Source organism: Amycolatopsis sp. CA-128772 (genome assembly GCF_002904295.1).
In the GTDB taxonomy this organism is placed as follows: domain Bacteria; phylum Actinomycetota; class Actinomycetes; order Mycobacteriales; family Pseudonocardiaceae; genus Amycolatopsis.
This window is the reverse complement of sequence record NZ_PPHG01000054.1, coordinates 25,983-40,096: the sequence shown is the minus strand read 5'-3', so window position 1 is coordinate 40,096 and position 14,114 is coordinate 25,983. Positions and strand designations below refer to the sequence as shown.

Annotated in this window: 14 protein-coding genes and 1 pseudogene; 14 read left to right on the top strand and 1 reads right to left on the bottom strand. The window is 72.3% G+C overall.

Features of this window, described 5'->3' with window-relative positions:
• From C2L59_RS19615 to C2L59_RS19550, 14 genes and pseudogenes are all read left to right on the top strand, one after another.
• A pseudogene (locus tag C2L59_RS19615) lies at window positions 1-586 on the top strand (5'-nucleotidase); the annotation flags it as partial.
• A 5-nt stretch (window positions 587-591) separates the two neighbouring features.
• A complete protein-coding gene (locus C2L59_RS19610; RefSeq protein ID WP_199199154.1) occupies window positions 592-1,317 on the top strand; it encodes a hypothetical protein in 726 nt (241 codons plus the stop codon).
• The gene (locus C2L59_RS19605; RefSeq protein WP_103350951.1) at window positions 1,314-2,108 is read left to right on the top strand and encodes an ABC transporter permease; all 795 of its coding nucleotides are present in this window, start codon (window positions 1,314-1,316) and stop codon (window positions 2,106-2,108) included. Before C2L59_RS19610 ends, C2L59_RS19605 begins: the two co-directional genes overlap by 4 nt.
• Entirely contained in the window at window positions 2,109-2,924 is an 816-nt protein-coding gene (locus C2L59_RS19600; RefSeq protein ID WP_103350950.1) for an ABC transporter permease, read from the top strand. It begins immediately after the preceding gene.
• Window positions 2,921-4,111 carry an MCE family protein gene (locus C2L59_RS19595; RefSeq protein WP_103350949.1) on the top strand — a complete coding sequence of 397 codons (1,191 nt, stop codon included), beginning with the start codon at window positions 2,921-2,923 and terminating at the stop codon, window positions 4,109-4,111. The genes C2L59_RS19600 and C2L59_RS19595 overlap by 4 nt, the downstream gene beginning before the upstream one ends.
• The gene (locus tag C2L59_RS19590; protein ID WP_103350948.1) at window positions 4,108-5,124 is read left to right on the top strand and encodes an MCE family protein; all 1,017 of its coding nucleotides are present in this window, start codon (window positions 4,108-4,110) and stop codon (window positions 5,122-5,124) included. The genes C2L59_RS19595 and C2L59_RS19590 overlap by 4 nt, the downstream gene beginning before the upstream one ends.
• Window positions 5,121-6,116 carry an MCE family protein gene (locus C2L59_RS19585; protein ID WP_103350956.1) on the top strand — a complete coding sequence of 332 codons (996 nt, stop codon included), beginning with the start codon at window positions 5,121-5,123 and terminating at the stop codon, window positions 6,114-6,116. Before C2L59_RS19590 ends, C2L59_RS19585 begins: the two co-directional genes overlap by 4 nt.
• A complete protein-coding gene (locus tag C2L59_RS19580) occupies window positions 6,116-7,114 on the top strand; it encodes an MCE family protein (RefSeq protein ID WP_103350947.1) in 999 nt (332 codons plus the stop codon). The genes C2L59_RS19585 and C2L59_RS19580 overlap by 1 nt, the downstream gene beginning before the upstream one ends.
• Window positions 7,111-8,082 carry an MCE family protein gene (locus tag C2L59_RS19575; protein WP_103350946.1) on the top strand — a complete coding sequence of 324 codons (972 nt, stop codon included), beginning with the start codon at window positions 7,111-7,113 and terminating at the stop codon, window positions 8,080-8,082. Before C2L59_RS19580 ends, C2L59_RS19575 begins: the two co-directional genes overlap by 4 nt.
• Window positions 8,082-9,188, top strand: coding sequence for an MlaD family protein (locus tag C2L59_RS19570; RefSeq protein WP_103350945.1), 1,107 nt, complete (start codon window positions 8,082-8,084; stop codon window positions 9,186-9,188). The genes C2L59_RS19575 and C2L59_RS19570 overlap by 1 nt, the downstream gene beginning before the upstream one ends.
• On the top strand, window positions 9,185-9,691 hold the full coding sequence (locus C2L59_RS19565; RefSeq protein WP_103350944.1) for a hypothetical protein: 507 nt from the start codon (window positions 9,185-9,187) through the stop codon (window positions 9,689-9,691). Before C2L59_RS19570 ends, C2L59_RS19565 begins: the two co-directional genes overlap by 4 nt.
• Entirely contained in the window at window positions 9,688-10,296 is a 609-nt protein-coding gene (locus tag C2L59_RS19560; protein WP_103350943.1) for a hypothetical protein, read from the top strand. Before C2L59_RS19565 ends, C2L59_RS19560 begins: the two co-directional genes overlap by 4 nt.
• Window positions 10,297-10,313: 17 nt before the next feature.
• A complete protein-coding gene (locus tag C2L59_RS19555; protein WP_158263093.1) occupies window positions 10,314-11,627 on the top strand; it encodes an AMP-binding protein in 1,314 nt (437 codons plus the stop codon).
• On the top strand, window positions 11,624-12,718 hold the full coding sequence (locus C2L59_RS19550; RefSeq protein ID WP_233223593.1) for a KR domain-containing protein: 1,095 nt from the start codon (window positions 11,624-11,626) through the stop codon (window positions 12,716-12,718). The genes C2L59_RS19555 and C2L59_RS19550 overlap by 4 nt, the downstream gene beginning before the upstream one ends.
• A gap of 181 nt (window positions 12,719-12,899) precedes the next feature.
• Here the strand turns inward: C2L59_RS19550 and C2L59_RS19545 are convergent, their stop codons facing one another.
• A complete protein-coding gene (locus C2L59_RS19545; protein ID WP_103350940.1) occupies window positions 12,900-14,093 on the bottom strand; it encodes a helix-turn-helix domain-containing protein in 1,194 nt (397 codons plus the stop codon).
• Window positions 14,094-14,114 lie beyond the last annotated feature (21 nt).

Genomic DNA, 14,114 nt, shown 5'->3' with positions numbered 1-14,114 from the left:
GGAACCGACGACCCCGACGACCGAGCCCACGACCCCGACCACCCAGCCGACCACGCCGACGACCACCACCCCGCCGGGCGGGATCGCGGTCAAGTACTCGGTGCAGGGCAAGTCGGTCCTCAAGCAGCTGCACGCCACGCTGCCCCTCGGCCCGGGCACCCTGGACGCGAAGCTCGACGCCGCCTCCGGCAAGTTCGGCGCCCAGCTCGCCCTGCCGAAGTCCGATGTGCACTTCCGCGTCCTCGGCTTCATCCCGGCGTCGGCCACGGTGAAGCTCGCCCAGGTCGGTGCGATCAACGGCACGCTCACCGCCGGCACGGTCAAGGCGAACGCCCTGGTGGACGTCCAGCTCACCAAGGTGCGGGTGTTCGGCTTCCCGATCCTGACGTCGAAGTCCTGCCACACGGTCGAGCCCGCGGACGTGCCGCTCGCCTCGGCGCCCGGCTTCGACCCGCTCAAGGGCGGCAAGCTCACCGCGACCTACGGCATCCCGCAGTTCACCGGCTGCGGCTTCCTGACCGGCCTGATCACCGGTCTCACCTCCGGCCCCGGCAACAAGCTGGACGTGACCCTCACCAAGAAGTGAACTCGATGACGCTGACCCGTTTTTCGCTGCCGCTCGTGCTGGCAGCGGCCGCGTTCTCGCTCGGCGCCGCGGAAGCCGCGCCGGGCGGGAACGCCCCGGTGGTGCAGGCGCAGGCCACCCAGATCCCGTTCGGGTTCACCCTCGGCGACGCCCGGCAGCCGACCACGAGCCACGTGGCCAAGCTGGGCTCGGACATCGCCTTCCCGCCGGGCACCTTCGACGGCTTCCTGGGCGGCCTCACGAATACCGTGCCCCTCACCGGGAAGCTGGCCATCCCGCCCGCGAACGGCTACTTCGTCGCGTTCCGGTTCATGGCCACCACCGGCCGGGTCGAGATCGTCCCGGACGGCGACGCCGCGGGCACGGCGACCGTCCACACGGGCAAGGACAAGGACTGCAAGGCCACGCAGACGAACATCTGCGCCGACACGGACGTGACCGCCAAGGTGTTCATCAAGCTGTCCGACGTCAAAGTGGACGGACGCGCTCTCGACGTCGGCGCGGACTGCCGGACGGCCCAGCCGGCGGCGGTCACCATCAAGGCGCTCGTGCCGATTTCGCTGCCCGCCCCGCCGGTGAAGGTGACGTCGACCTTCACCACCCCCCCGTTCGCCGGGTGCGTCGGGCACGAAGACCTGAGCCGCCTGCTCACCGGCCTGGTTTCCGGACCCGGCAACACGTTCGTCTCGAACCTCCAGCTGCGCTGCTTCAGCTCCGGGTGCAAGTCATGACGACCTTCCTCGGCGAGGCGCCGCAGAAGGCCGCGAACGGCCTGCGCGAGTTCGGCCGGATGTGCGCGATGGGCCTCGACGTCGTCGTCGCCATGCTGCGCCGGCCGTACCAGGTCCGCGAGTTCGTCCAGCAGTTCTGGTTCATCGCCAGCGTGTCGATCGCGCCGGCGATCCTGGTCTCCATCCCGTTCGGCGCGGTCATTTCGCTGCAGCTCGGCTCGCTGACCAGCCAGATCGGCGCCCAGCAGTTCAACGGCGCCGCCAGCGTGCTGGCCGTCGTGCAGCAGGCCAGCCCGATCGTGACGACGCTGATCATCGCCGGCGCGGGCGGCAGCGCGATCTGCGCGGACCTCGGCGCGCGCAGCATCCGCGAGGAGATCGCCGCGATGGAGGTGCTCGGCGTCTCGCCGATCCACCGGCTGGTCGTGCCGCGCGTGCAGGCCGCCGTCGGCGTGTCCGTGCTGCTGAACGGCCTGGTCAGCGTGGTCGGCGTGCTCGGCGGCTACTTCTTCAACGTGATCGTCCAGGGCGGCACCCCCGGCGCTTACCTGGCCAGCTTCAACGCCCTCGCGCAGCTGCCCGACCTCGTCGTCAGCTCGCTCAAGGCCGTCATCTTCGGCTACCTGGCCGGGGTCGTCGCGGCCTACCGCGGCCTGAACCCCAAGGGCGGCCCCAAGGGCGTCGGTGACGTCGTCAACCAGTCCGTCGTCATCACGTTCCTGCTGCTGTTCTTCGTCAACACCGTGCTCACCGCGCTGTACCTGCAGCTCGTCCCCGCGAAGGGAACCTGAGTGACCCTCCTCGGCAAACCCGGCGAGCGGCTGTTCGACCTCGGCGACCAGCTGCTGTTCTACGTGCGCGCGCTCGCCGCCGTCCCCCTCGCCGTCACCCGCTACTTCCGCGAAGTGGTGCGGCTGCTGGCCGAAGTGACGTTCGGCAGCGGCGCCCTCGCGGTGATCGGCGGCACGATCGGCGTGATGGTCGGCCTGTGCGTGTTCACCGGCGTCACGGTGGGCCTGCAGGGGTTCAGCGCGCTCAACCAGATCAACATCTCGGCGATGACCGGCTTCCTGACGGCGTACTTCAACACGCGCGAGATCGCCCCGCTCGTCGCCGGGCTCGCGCTGTCGTCCACTGTGGGCAGCGGGTTCACCGCGCAGCTGGGCGCGATGCGGATCTCCGAGGAGATCGACGCCCTCGAGGTGATGGCCGTGCGGAGCATGCCGTACCTGGTCACCACCCGGATCGTCGCCGGGTTCGTCGCCATCATCCCGCTGTACGTCGTCGGGCTGCTGATCTCCTACCTCGGTTCGCGCCTGACCACCGTCGTCTTCTTCGGACAGTCCGGCGGCACCTACGACCACTACTTCACGCTGTTCCTGCCGCCCGGCGACGTGCTGTGGTCGTTCGGCAAGGTGCTCGTCTTCAGTGTCGGCGTGATCCTGACGCACTGCTTCTACGGCTACCGCGCCAGTGGCGGCCCGGCGGGTGTCGGCGTTGCGGTGGGCCGGGCCGTGCGGACGTCGATCGTGCTGATCAGCGTGCTCGACCTGTTCCTGTCCCTGGCCATCTGGGGCGCGACGACCACGGTGAAGGTGTCCGGATGAGCCGGTTCCGCACGCAGCTCGCCGGGGTCGCCTTCCTCGGCGTGCTCGTCCTGCTCGGCTGGCTCGCGGTGGCCATCTACGACAAGGACTTCGACGACTCGGAGCTGGTGACGCTGCGGGCGGACCGCGTCGGCAACCAGCTCGCGCCGACCGCCGAGGTCAAGGTCAAGGGCGTCCCGTTCGGCGAGGTCCGGGCGGTGCGCAGCACGCGCACCGGCGCCGAAATCGACCTCGCCCTCGACCCGGCGAAGATCGGCCTGCTGCCCGGGAACGTGTCCGCGCGGCTGCTGCCGAAAACGGTGTTCGGCGAGCGGTACGTCAACCTCGTGCTGCCGGACGCGCCCCGGGGGATCCTCCGGGGCGGGGACGTCATCGGCCAGGACCACTCGACCAACGCGATCGAGCTGGAACGCGTCCTCGGCGACCTGCTGCCGCTGCTGCGCGCGGTCCAGCCGCAGAAGCTGAACAGCTCGCTCGGCGCGATCTCCCAAGCCCTCGACAACCGCGGGAAGCCGCTCGGCGACAGCGTCGTCCAGCTGCAGGACCTGCTGGCCCGGGTGAACCCGCTGATGCCGCAGTTCAAGGCGGACGTCACCGGGCTGGCGAACGCGGCCGACGTCTACACCGGTGCCGCGCCGGACATCCTGCAGGCGCTGTCCGACCTGTCGACCACCGCGAAGACCATCGTGGACACCCGCGCCGACCTCGACAGCCTCTATTCGAGCGTCACCGGTGCCACCGGCCACCTGAACGAGTTCCTGCGGAAGAACAAGGACAACCTGATCGGCGTCTCCGCCGCGAGCCGCCCCACGCTGGAGCTGCTGTCGCGGTACTCGCCGGAGTTCCCCTGCCTGTTCGATGCGGTCAACCGGCTGAAGCCGCTGATGGAGAAGGCCCTCGGGAAGGGCACGAACGAACCGGGCCTGCACGTGACGCTCACCGTGCAGGATCCGCGGGACAAGTACGTGCCCGGCCGCGACACCCCGCGGTTCGACGCCACCGGCGGCCCGAAGTGCTACGGCGGCGGGGCCGCGGCCGCGGCCGATGGTGACCTGGGGCCCGCGAACTCGCCGGGTGAGCGCCGGCTCGTCGCCGAGCTCCTGCGGCCGGCGCTGGGTGAGGTACCGGACTGGAGCAGTGTCCTCATCGGACCGGCGCTGCGTGGCACGGAGGTGACCGTCCGATGAGGAGTGTCGTGGGGCCCGCGGTCAAGGGCCTGATTTTCTTCCTGGTCACCGCGGCCGCCACCGTCGTGCTCGCCGTCACGATCGCCAACTCGAACGTCGGCGCGACCATCGGCTACACCGCCCGGTTCACCGACGCGACCTCGGTCAACCCCGGTGACGAGGTCCGGATGGCCGGCGTCCGGATCGGCCAGGTCGACTCCGTGCGGGTCGTCGAGCACCGCCTCGCCGACGTCGGGTTCTCGGTCGGCCGCACGCACCGGCTCACCGCGTCGGCCTCGGTCACCATCCGCTACCGCAACCTGGTCGGCCAGCGGTACCTCTCGATCGACCCCGGAGCGACGGACACCTCGCCGACACTGGCCGAAGGCGCGGAAATCCCGCTCGAACGGACCACCCCCGCGCTCGACCTCACCGCGTTGTTCAACGGCTTCAAGCCGCTGTTCCAGGCGCTGTCGCCGAACGACGTCAACCAGCTGTCGTTCGAGATCATCCAGGTGCTCCAGGGGGAGGGCAGCACGATCGACAGCCTGCTGAGGCACACCGCGTCGCTCACCTCGACCCTGGCCGGCAAGGACGCCGTCATCGGCCAGGTGATCGGCAACCTCAACACCGTGCTCGACACGCTGAATTCCCAGGGCGACCAGTTCGACACGCTCGTCGACACCACCGCCCAGCTGGTGACCGGCCTGGCCGCGGACGCGAAGCCGATCGGGCAGGCCATCGGCGGCCTCGGCGAACTGACCACCGCGACCGCCGGGCTGCTCGAACAGGGCCGGCGGCCGCTCAAGGACAGCATCACCGCGCTCGGCGACCTGTCGAAGAACCTGGCCGACAACACCCCGGTGTTCCAGCAGTTCCTCGACAACCTGCCGAAGAAGCTCGACCGGATCGGCACGCTGTTCTCCTACGGCTCGTGGGCGAACTTCTACCTGTGCTCGGTGCGGACCGACGCGAAACCCGCGCCCGGCGGCCCGCCGCCGGGCATCCCCGTCACGGCCGCGAGGTGCCGGTGAAACCCTTCCGCAGCCGCAACCCGATCGCCGTCGGCGCGGTGACCGCGCTGGTCATGGCGCTGATCGGCAGCGCCACGTTCTTCTCGGACGACCTGCCGTTCATCGGCGGCGGCACCACCTACCGGGCCGAATTCCGCGAAGCCGCCGGCCTCAAGCCGGACGACGAGGTCCGCGTCGCGGGGGTGAAGGTCGGCGAGGTCACCGACGTGCGGCTGGCCGGCGACCACGTCGAGGTCCTGTTCCGCGTCCGCGACACGTGGGTGGGCAACCGGACCACCGCGGCCATCAAGATCAAGACGTTGCTGGGCCAGAAGAACCTCGTGCTCGACCCGGTCGGCAACGGCGAGCTGAACCCGGATCAGCCGATCCCGGCCGAGCGCACCAGTTCGCCCTACGACGTCACCGCGGTCTTCAACGACCTGGCGAGCACGGTCGGCGCCATCGACACCGACCAGCTCGCGCAGGCGTTCCGCGTCCTGTCCGACACCCTCGGCGCGTCGGCACCCAGCGACGTCAAGACGGCGTTCAACGGGATCGCCGCGCTGTCGCAGACCCTGGCGTCCCGCGACGACGAGCTGGTCAAGCTGTTCCAGAACACCCACCAGGTCTCGAAGACGCTCGGTCAGCGGTCCGACCAGATCCAGGCGCTGATCCGCGACGGCAACACCCTGCTCACCGAGCTCAACGCGCGTAAGGACGCCATCGCTGAGCTGTTCACCGGCATCAAGAACCTCTCGATCCAGCTGCGCGGGCTGGTCGCCGACAACCAGCAGACCCTCGGCCCGGCGCTCGACCAGCTCGACCGCGTGGCGACCGTGCTGCAGCGGAACCAGGGGAAGCTGGCGGACAGCCTGCGCCTGGCCGGCCCGTTCTACCGGCTGCTCGGCAACGCCGTCGGCAACGGCCGGTGGATCGACACCTACATCTGCGGGCTGATCCCGACCGGCACCACACCGGGCAGCTGTCAGCCGCCCAAGAACGGGGGACGCTGATGGCGCACCAGCTGATCGACCTGGGCACCCGGGCGCGGCGGCGGACGAGACTGCGGGCGCTCACGCTCGGCGTCGTCCTCGCGCTCGTGGTGTCGGCAGCGTGGCCGGTGGTCACCGCGCCCGCCCAGCGCACCCTGTACGCGTACTTCACCGCCGCCGTCGGCATCTACCCGAACTCGGACGTGCGCGTGCTCGGCGTCGCCATCGGGTCGGTGTCCGAAGTGGAACCGAACGGCACGGACGTCAAGGTGACCTTGACGCTCAAGCCTGGTGTGCAGCTGCCCGCGGACGCCGGGGCGGTCGTCATCACGCCGAGCCTGGTCGCCGACCGGTACGTGCAGCTCACGCCCGTCTACCACGGTGGTCCGACGCTGGCCGACGGCTCGTCGATCCCGCGTGAGCGCACCGCGACCCCGGTCGAGGTGGACGACCTCCTGCACAGCCTCAACCAGCTGATGTCGGCGCTCGGGCCGAACGGCGCCAACAAGGACGGCGCGGTCAGCGACGTCCTGACCCGGTCGGCCGACTACCTGAACGGCACCGGGCAGACCATCGGCCAGGCGATCGAGAACCTCGGCGAGTTCGCCCGCGCCGCGAGCGACTCCAAGGACGACCTGTTCGGCTCGGTCGACAACATCAGCAGGTTCACCGCGATGCTCGCCGCCAACGACGGGCAGGTCAAGCAGGCCATTGCGCAGATCGCGTCGCTGAGCGAGGTCCTGGCGCAGCAGCGCGACCAGTTCTCCGGCGCGCTGACCGAGCTGACCCAGGCGCTGAGCGTCGTGCAGACCTTCATCAAGGACAACCGCGGCAAGGTGCAGTCCGATGTGGACAAGCTGGCCGGCGTCACGAAGGTGCTGGTGGACCAGAAGGACTCCCTCGCCGAGGCGCTCACCGCGGCCCCGAACGCGCTGACGAACCTCCTGGGCGCCTACGACCGCGCCAACGGGACCATCGACGGCCGCGGCAACCTCCTCGAGTTCCCGGAGCAGAAATGAAGTCCCCGGCCAAACTCGCCGCGGTGGTGACCCTCGCGCTGGTCACCACCGGCTGCGGCAGCGGCGTGAGCGTCTACGACATCCCGCTGCCCGGCGGCGCCGCGCTCGGCGACCACCCGATCCACGTCACCGCGAGCTTCACCAACGTCCTCGACCTCGTGCCGCAGTCCGGCGTCAAGGTCAACGACGTCCCGGTCGGCCAGGTCGTCAAGGTCGAGCTGGCCCCGGACGGCCACAGTGCTGTCGTGGACCTGCTGCTCAACGGCGACGTCGACCTGCCCGGCAACGCCGTCGCCCGGCTGCGGCAGGCCAGCATCCTCGGCGAGAAGTTCGTCGAACTGGCCCCGCCGGACGACGCGACACCGTCCGGCCGGCTCCTCGACGGCGCGGCCATCCCCCTCGACCGGTCCACGCTGAGCCCCGAAATCGAGGAGGTCTTCGGCGCGTTGTCCCTGCTGCTCAACGGCGGCGGAGTGGCGCAGGTCCAGAACATCAGCCACCAGCTCAACGACGCCCTCGGCGGAAAAGAGACCGCGGCCCGCAGCCTGCTGTCCGATCTGGACACCTTCGTCCGGGGACTCGACGAGCACCGGAACGAAATCACCCGGGCCGTCGAGAGCGTCAACAAGCTCGCGGCGACGCTCAACGCGCACACCGGCCAGATCACCACCACGCTCAACGGCCTGACCCCGGGCATCAGCGTCCTGAACCAGCAGCGCGAGGCGCTGGTCGGGATGCTCAAGGCCCTGGACGGCCTGACCACGGTCGCCGTCGACACGGTCAACCGCAGCAAGGACGACCTGGTCGCCGACCTGCGCGCGCTGGAGCCGCTGCTGCGGCGGCTGGCCGACTCCGGCGACAAGCTCCCGAAGGCGATGGAGATGATCTTCACCTTCCCGTTCCCGGACGCCGCCCTGGACGCGATCCGCGGCGACTACCTCAACGGGTTCCTCGAGGCGGGCCACTGATGCTGACCCGGTTCGTGCGCGTCCAGGTGACGATCTTCGTCGTCATCGCCGTCGTCGGCGTCGCCTACGTCGGAGCCACCTACGCCGGGCTCGACAAGGTGTTCTTCGACCGCGGCTACACGGTGAAGGCGCAGTTCCCGACCGGTGGCGGCATCTTCGCAGGCGCCGAGGTCACCTACCGCGGGGTCCCGATCGGCCGCGTCGGACAGCTGCGGCTGACCCCGGCCGGGATGGAAGCCGACCTGGAGATCGACTCCGGTACCGCGCCGGTCCCGGCCGACACCGAGGCCGTCGTCGCGGACCGCTCGGCCGTCGGCGAGCAGTACGTCGACCTGCGGCCGCGCACCGACGGCGGGCCGAAGCTGCACGACGGCTCGGTGATCACCCAGGCGGACACGAAGATCCCGCTGCCGGTCGACGTCGTCCTGTCGACAGTGGACACCTTCGCCGCGTCGGTGCCCAAACCGGCGCTGCGCACGGTCGTCGATGAGCTGTACAACGCGACCTCGGACGCCGGCCCGGCGCTGGACCAGCTGATCGGCCGCGGCATCGAGTTCGTCCAGGCGGCGAGCGCGCACGTCGCCCCGCTGACCCGGTTCGTCACCGACGCGCACACGGTGCTCGACACCCAGGTCCAGCAGGCGGGCGCGATCCGCGACTTCGGCGCCAACGCGAAACTGCTGGCGTCGACGCTGAAGCAGTCCGACGGCGACCTGCGCACGCTCATCCCGGCGGTGCCCGCGGCCGCGAACGAGGTGAGCGCGCTGATCCGCGACGCCGGGCCGAACCTGGGCGTGCTGCTGGCGAACCTGCTGACCACCGCGGACGTTTTGGAAGCTCGCCGGGACGGGGTCCGGCAGCTGCTGATCACCGCACCGGAAGCGGTCGCCGCGGCCGGCGCGGTCGTGCGGCGGGACGGCGTCCACATCGGACTGTCGCTGACCTTCTTCGACCCACCGCCGTGCACCACCGGGTACACGACGCCGTACCACGACGGCCTCGACACGTCGGTCCGCCCGCTGAACACGGCCGCGCGGTGTGCGCTGCCGAAGGGCGACCCGACGAACGTGCGGGGCTCGCAGAACGCACCGGGAGGACGACCGTGAGGATCTTCGCGTGGCTGGCGCCGGCGGTCGCGGTGTGCGCGACCGCCGCGGCCGGGTGGTCGGGGTTCACCTGGTGGCAGGCGGCACACGACGACGGCGTCGCGCGCGCGGTCGTCCGGGAAGACGCCCTGCGGGCGGGCCGGACGGCGGTCGCCGCACTGACCACTTTGGACTACCGGCAGGCCGCGCCCGGGTACCAGCACTGGCTGGACCTCTCCGGCGGCGCGCTCCACGACGAGCTCGCGACCGACCGGCAGGGGAGCCTCGACCGGATCGCCCAGGCCAAGACGATCACCACGGGCCAGGTGACCGACGCCGCGGTGACCGAAGTGGACACCGGGGCGGGGACGGCGAAGCTGATCGCGTCGGTCGAGCTGGTCGTCACGCCGGACGGCGGTGACGCCGTGACCAAACGCAACCGGTTCCAGGCCGACCTGACGCGTGGGCCGGACGGCTGGCGGGTCACCGGGCTCGGCCAGGTTCCCGTGGGGGAGGCACCGTGACGGTTCCGACGAAGAAGCGCGCGGTGAAGGTCGCCGGCCGCCACCACGAAGACGCTCGTGAGGATTCCGGCGGGTCAGAACTTGCTCTGCCGCTCACGAAGACCGGGCCACGGCGGCGGGCGCGGCTGGTGCTCGCGGTGGTGGCGGTGCTCATGGCCGGGCTCGCGGTGTGGTTCACGCTCGAAGCGCGAGCCACGAACGCCGTCGTCGCGCACAACAGCGCGCTGGCCGACGTCGCCGGGACCGCGGACGCCGGGAAGCAGATCAGTGCCGCGCTCGGCACGGTGTTCTCCTACCGCTACGACGACCCGGCCAAGAGCGAACAGGCGGCCAAGGACGTTCTGACCGGGCCCGCGCTCGCGCAGTACGAACAGCTCTTCGGCCAGGTCCGCAAGCTGGCCGCCGAGCAGAAGCTCGTGGTCACGTCCACGGCCGTCGCGTCCGGGGTGAAGCTCCTGGACGGCGACCGCGCGGCGCTGCTGGTGTTCCTCGACCAGACCGGCACGAGGGGTGACGGGCAGCGCAGCACCGGCGCCGCCCAGCTGAGCGTCACGGCCGAGCGCGTCGCCGGGAAGTGGCGCGTCACCGGGATGTCCGCGGCCTGAGGATGCGCGAGGAACCCATGACCCTCTCGAAGCTGCTGGCGGCCCGGGCCGCGGCGGCGGCCGGCGAGCCGGCGATGACCTGGCCCGGCGCGGGCACCCTGACCTGGGCGGAGCTGGATCGCCGGGTGTCCGCGGTCGCCGCGGCCCTGCGCCGGGTCGCCGAGCCGGGACAGCGGGCGGCGATCCTCGTCGCGCCGTCGCCCGGCTACGTCGTCGCGTTCCTCGGCGTGCTGCGTGCCGGGCTGGTCGCGATCCCCGCGGGTCCGGACCGCCGGGCCCGCGTCCTGGCCGACGCCGAGCCGTCGGTCGTGCTCGCGACGGCGGCCACGGTGACCGCGACCCGGCAGTTTCTGTCCACTTTGGACACGTGTGGGCATCGCGTGCTCGCCGTGGACGCCGTTCCCGACGCGCCGTTCACCGAGGACGCGCCGGCTCCCGACGACGTGGCTTACCTGCAGTACACGGGCGGGGTGATGGTGACGCACGCGAACATCGTGGCGAACGCGCGGCAGGCGGCGCAGGTGCTGGAGCAGCCCGTGGTGGTGACTTGGCTGCCGCCGAGCGATCCCCTGGGCCTGCTGCTCGGGGTGGCGGTACCGGTCGTCACCGGCCGGCCCGCGGTGCTCTTCGGACGGCGCGAGTTCCTGGCCGGCCCCGTTCGCGCGCTGGCAGCGCTCGGTCCGGCCGGCACGCTGGCCGGCAACGACGACCCGGACCTGGACCGGCTGCGGGCCGCGTTCGCGCCCGGGGCGCTGCGGGCGTGCTACGTCCGGGCCGAAGCGACCGCGCTCGTGTCGTGCGGACGTCCGATCGGCCAGTCGGTCGCGATCGTCGGCCCCGGCGGGCGGCGGCGGCCCCCGGGCGTCGCCGGCGAAATCTGGGTGAGCGGGCCGAACGTGGCCCGCGGCTACTGGCACCGGCCCGTGGAGTCGGCGCGGGTGTTCTGCGCGTTCGTCGCCGGCGACGACGAGCCGCGGTGGTGGCTGCGGACCGGCGACCTGGGTGTCCTGGACGAGGCCGGCGAGCTGGTCGTCACCGGCCGCGGCCTCGTCGCCGGCCACCACCCGCAGGACCTCGAAACGACGGCCGAGGAGGCGCACCCGGCGATCCGGCCGAACGCCGCGGCGGCGTTCGCCATTGCCGGGCAGCAGGCCGTGGTCGTCCTGGAGCTGGTCGACGGCGTCGTCCCGCCGCGCGGCGAGGTCGAGCGAGCGGTGCGGCACGCGGTGTCGGCGCGGCACGGGCTGGCCCTGCGCCGGGTCGTCGTGCTGCCCGCGGGCGAGGCCCCGCGCGGCCCGGAGTACTTCCGGGACGGGGACGGCCTGTGGTGACCGGGCCGGCGGAACCGGTGCTGTCGCCGGGCGTCCCGTTCGCCCCGTCGCCGTTCGAGGTGACCTGGCTCCAGGCGCCGCTGCCGCCGGCGTCGCCGTCCGGGCCCGGCGCGTGGCTGCTGCTCACCGACGAGCACCCGGCCGCGCTCGGCCGGGCGGTCGCGCTGGCTCTGGCGCTGGCCGCGGCGGGCGACGACGCGCTCTCCCTGCCCCGCGACGACCTCGGCGAGCTGCCCGGTTTCCTGGCCGAACGCCCGGTGCGCGGCGTCGTCTTCCTGACCGGGGCGCCGTACGCCTACCACGACCCGGAGGCCGCGCAGGAGCTGCTGCTTTCGGTGCTCGACGTGGTCGCGCGCCTCGGCCCCGGCGTCCGGTTCCACCTGCTGACGCAGTCGCGTGGCGAGCCGGGGCTGCTGTTCCTGCGCGGGCTGGTGCGGGTGCTCGCGGTCGAGCGGCCGGAGCTGCGGGCCTGCCTCGTCGACTTCGACGCCCGCGCCGACCTGGAGTTCCTGGCGCGCGAGCTCCGGTCGGACGCATCGGACGACGACGTCCGCTGGCGCGATGACGTCCGGTACGCGGCGCGCCCGGCGCGTGTCCCGTTCGCGGCCGAGGTGCCGGGCGGCCCGGGCGCGTACGTGCTGACGGGCGCGCGCGGCCCGGCCATCGCCCGCCGCCTGGCGGGGACCGGCGCGACCCGGATCGTCCTTTCCGGACGGAGTCCCCTCGTGCTGTCCGGAGTGGACACGGTGGTGGTGCCCGGCGACCTCGCCGCGCCCGGCGTCGCGGAACGGCTGGTCGCGGCGGCCACGGCGGACGGCGTGCCCCTGCGGGGAATCGTCCACGCGGCCGGGGCGCCCGCCGAGGACATCGAGGCTGTCTGGCGTCACCGGGTCCTGGGCGCCCGCCGCCTGCACGAGGCCACGGCCGGCTGCGCCCCGGAGTGGTGGCTCCTCTGCGCGACGGCGTCCCCGGCCGACCTGGCCTCCGCCACGGCCGGCGCCTGGCTGGACGCGTTCGCCGCCTGGCGCCGCGTCCGCGGCCTCCCCGCCACGACGGTCCACTGGCCCCCGGACCTCCCCACCTTCCCGTGATGCCCCACCGATCACGCGAGTCGACTCCTCGATCACGCGAGTTGATCCGCTGATCACGGGCGATGCCTCTCCGCACCCGCGAGATGCCCCTTCACTCGTGATGGGAAGGGCGACTCGCGTGACTGGAAGGTCGACTCGCGTGATCGGGAGGTCGGCTCGCGGGATCGGTGGGCAGCGGCGCTCAGGTGAGGGTGGCGCGGAGGGCGAGGATCATCTCGAACCGGGCGTCCGGGCGGCGGAGGTGGTCGGCGAACAGGGTCTCCAGCTCCTGGGCGCGGGCGCGGACCGTCTGGGGGTGGATCGCGAGGCGGTCGGCGACCTCGCGGACGTTGCCGCACGTCTCCAGCCAGGCCAGCAACGTGTGGGCCAGGCGGTTGTACTGCTTCGGCGTCAACGCCGTGAGCGGGGCCAGCCGGCGCCGGGACACCTCCGTCACCAGGAACGGCTCCTTGCGCAGCCACAGCGTCGCGAGGTGGTCTTCGCACCACGTCAGCGGCTCGTCCGGCAGGACGTCGCCCACCAGCCGCAACGCCTCCTGCGCCGTCGCCAGCGAGCGGGCCGCCTGGCGGGGCGGCACCGGCGGCCCCACCGCCGCCCGCTGGCCGGCCAGCGCCGCGGCCAGCGCACGACGGTCCTCGGGGGCGGGCAGCAGCAGCCGCGGGGTCCCGTCTTCGAGGTCCTCCAGCGCGTCCAGCCCGGTGACGTCGGCGGGCCCGTCGAGCGCCACCGCGACGAGCCGGTGCGGCAACGGCCACTCCGCCGCCGTCGCGGCGTCCTGGACCATCCGTGACGGCGACGGCGGGTCCGCCAGCAGCAGGTCCAGCAGCCGGCGCCGCCGCCGTTCCAGCGCCCCGGCCGCCCGCGCCTGCGCCGCCGCGTGCCCTTCGATCGACAATGCCGACAGCTCGTCGATGTAGGCGAAGATCGCCTCGGCCAGCAGGCACAGCGTCGCCGACGGCACGCCGGCCCGCGTCCCCACCTCGGCCATCCGCCGCCACGTCACCCGCGCGCCGACGCGGTAGGCGGCCTGCAGGACGTCGAGGTTGCGGCCCTGCGCGAGCTCGTGCACGCCGAGCCCGACGAACACCTGCCGCCGCTCGTCGGGCACCGGGCCGGACGTCGCGATCCGGTCGATGAACTGCAGGATCGCCGCCTGGACGCCGGCCCGCAGCGCCTTGCCGAACGCGCCGTCGAGGGGCCGCGCGTAGTCCGGGATGGTCCGCTGGATCTCGCGCAGCACCTCGTCGGCGACGTCGAGCAGCCGCGGCCGGAACACCGCGGCCAGCTCGCGGGGGAGCATGGCCCACAGCTGGCCCGGCCGGCCGTCGCCGCCCAGCATCGGCCCGAAGGCCGTCTCGACGGGTGGTCCCGTCATCGCCCACCTCGTTGTGGAAGA

Bases quoted from the DNA above. Each gene is read 5' to 3' on its own strand.
- C2L59_RS19570 (WP_103350945.1), top strand. From the start codon at position 8,082: ATGCTGACCCGGTTCGTGCGCGTCCAGGTGACGATCTTCGTCGTCATC.
- C2L59_RS19595 (WP_103350949.1), top strand. From the start codon at position 2,921: ATGAGCCGGTTCCGCACGCAGCTCGCCGGGGTCGCCTTCCTCGGCGTG.
- C2L59_RS19610 (WP_199199154.1), top strand. From the start codon at position 592: ATGACGCTGACCCGTTTTTCGCTGCCGCTCGTGCTGGCAGCGGCCGCG.
- C2L59_RS19555 (WP_158263093.1), top strand. From the start codon at position 10,314: ATGACCCTCTCGAAGCTGCTGGCGGCCCGGGCCGCGGCGGCGGCCGGC.
- C2L59_RS19605 (WP_103350951.1), top strand. From the start codon at position 1,314: ATGACGACCTTCCTCGGCGAGGCGCCGCAGAAGGCCGCGAACGGCCTG.
- C2L59_RS19575 (WP_103350946.1), top strand. From the start codon at position 7,111: ATGAAGTCCCCGGCCAAACTCGCCGCGGTGGTGACCCTCGCGCTGGTC.
- C2L59_RS19590 (WP_103350948.1), top strand. From the start codon at position 4,108: ATGAGGAGTGTCGTGGGGCCCGCGGTCAAGGGCCTGATTTTCTTCCTG.
- C2L59_RS19580 (WP_103350947.1), top strand. From the start codon at position 6,116: ATGGCGCACCAGCTGATCGACCTGGGCACCCGGGCGCGGCGGCGGACG.
- C2L59_RS19545 (WP_103350940.1), bottom strand. From the start codon at position 14,093: ATGACGGGACCACCCGTCGAGACGGCCTTCGGGCCGATGCTGGGCGGC.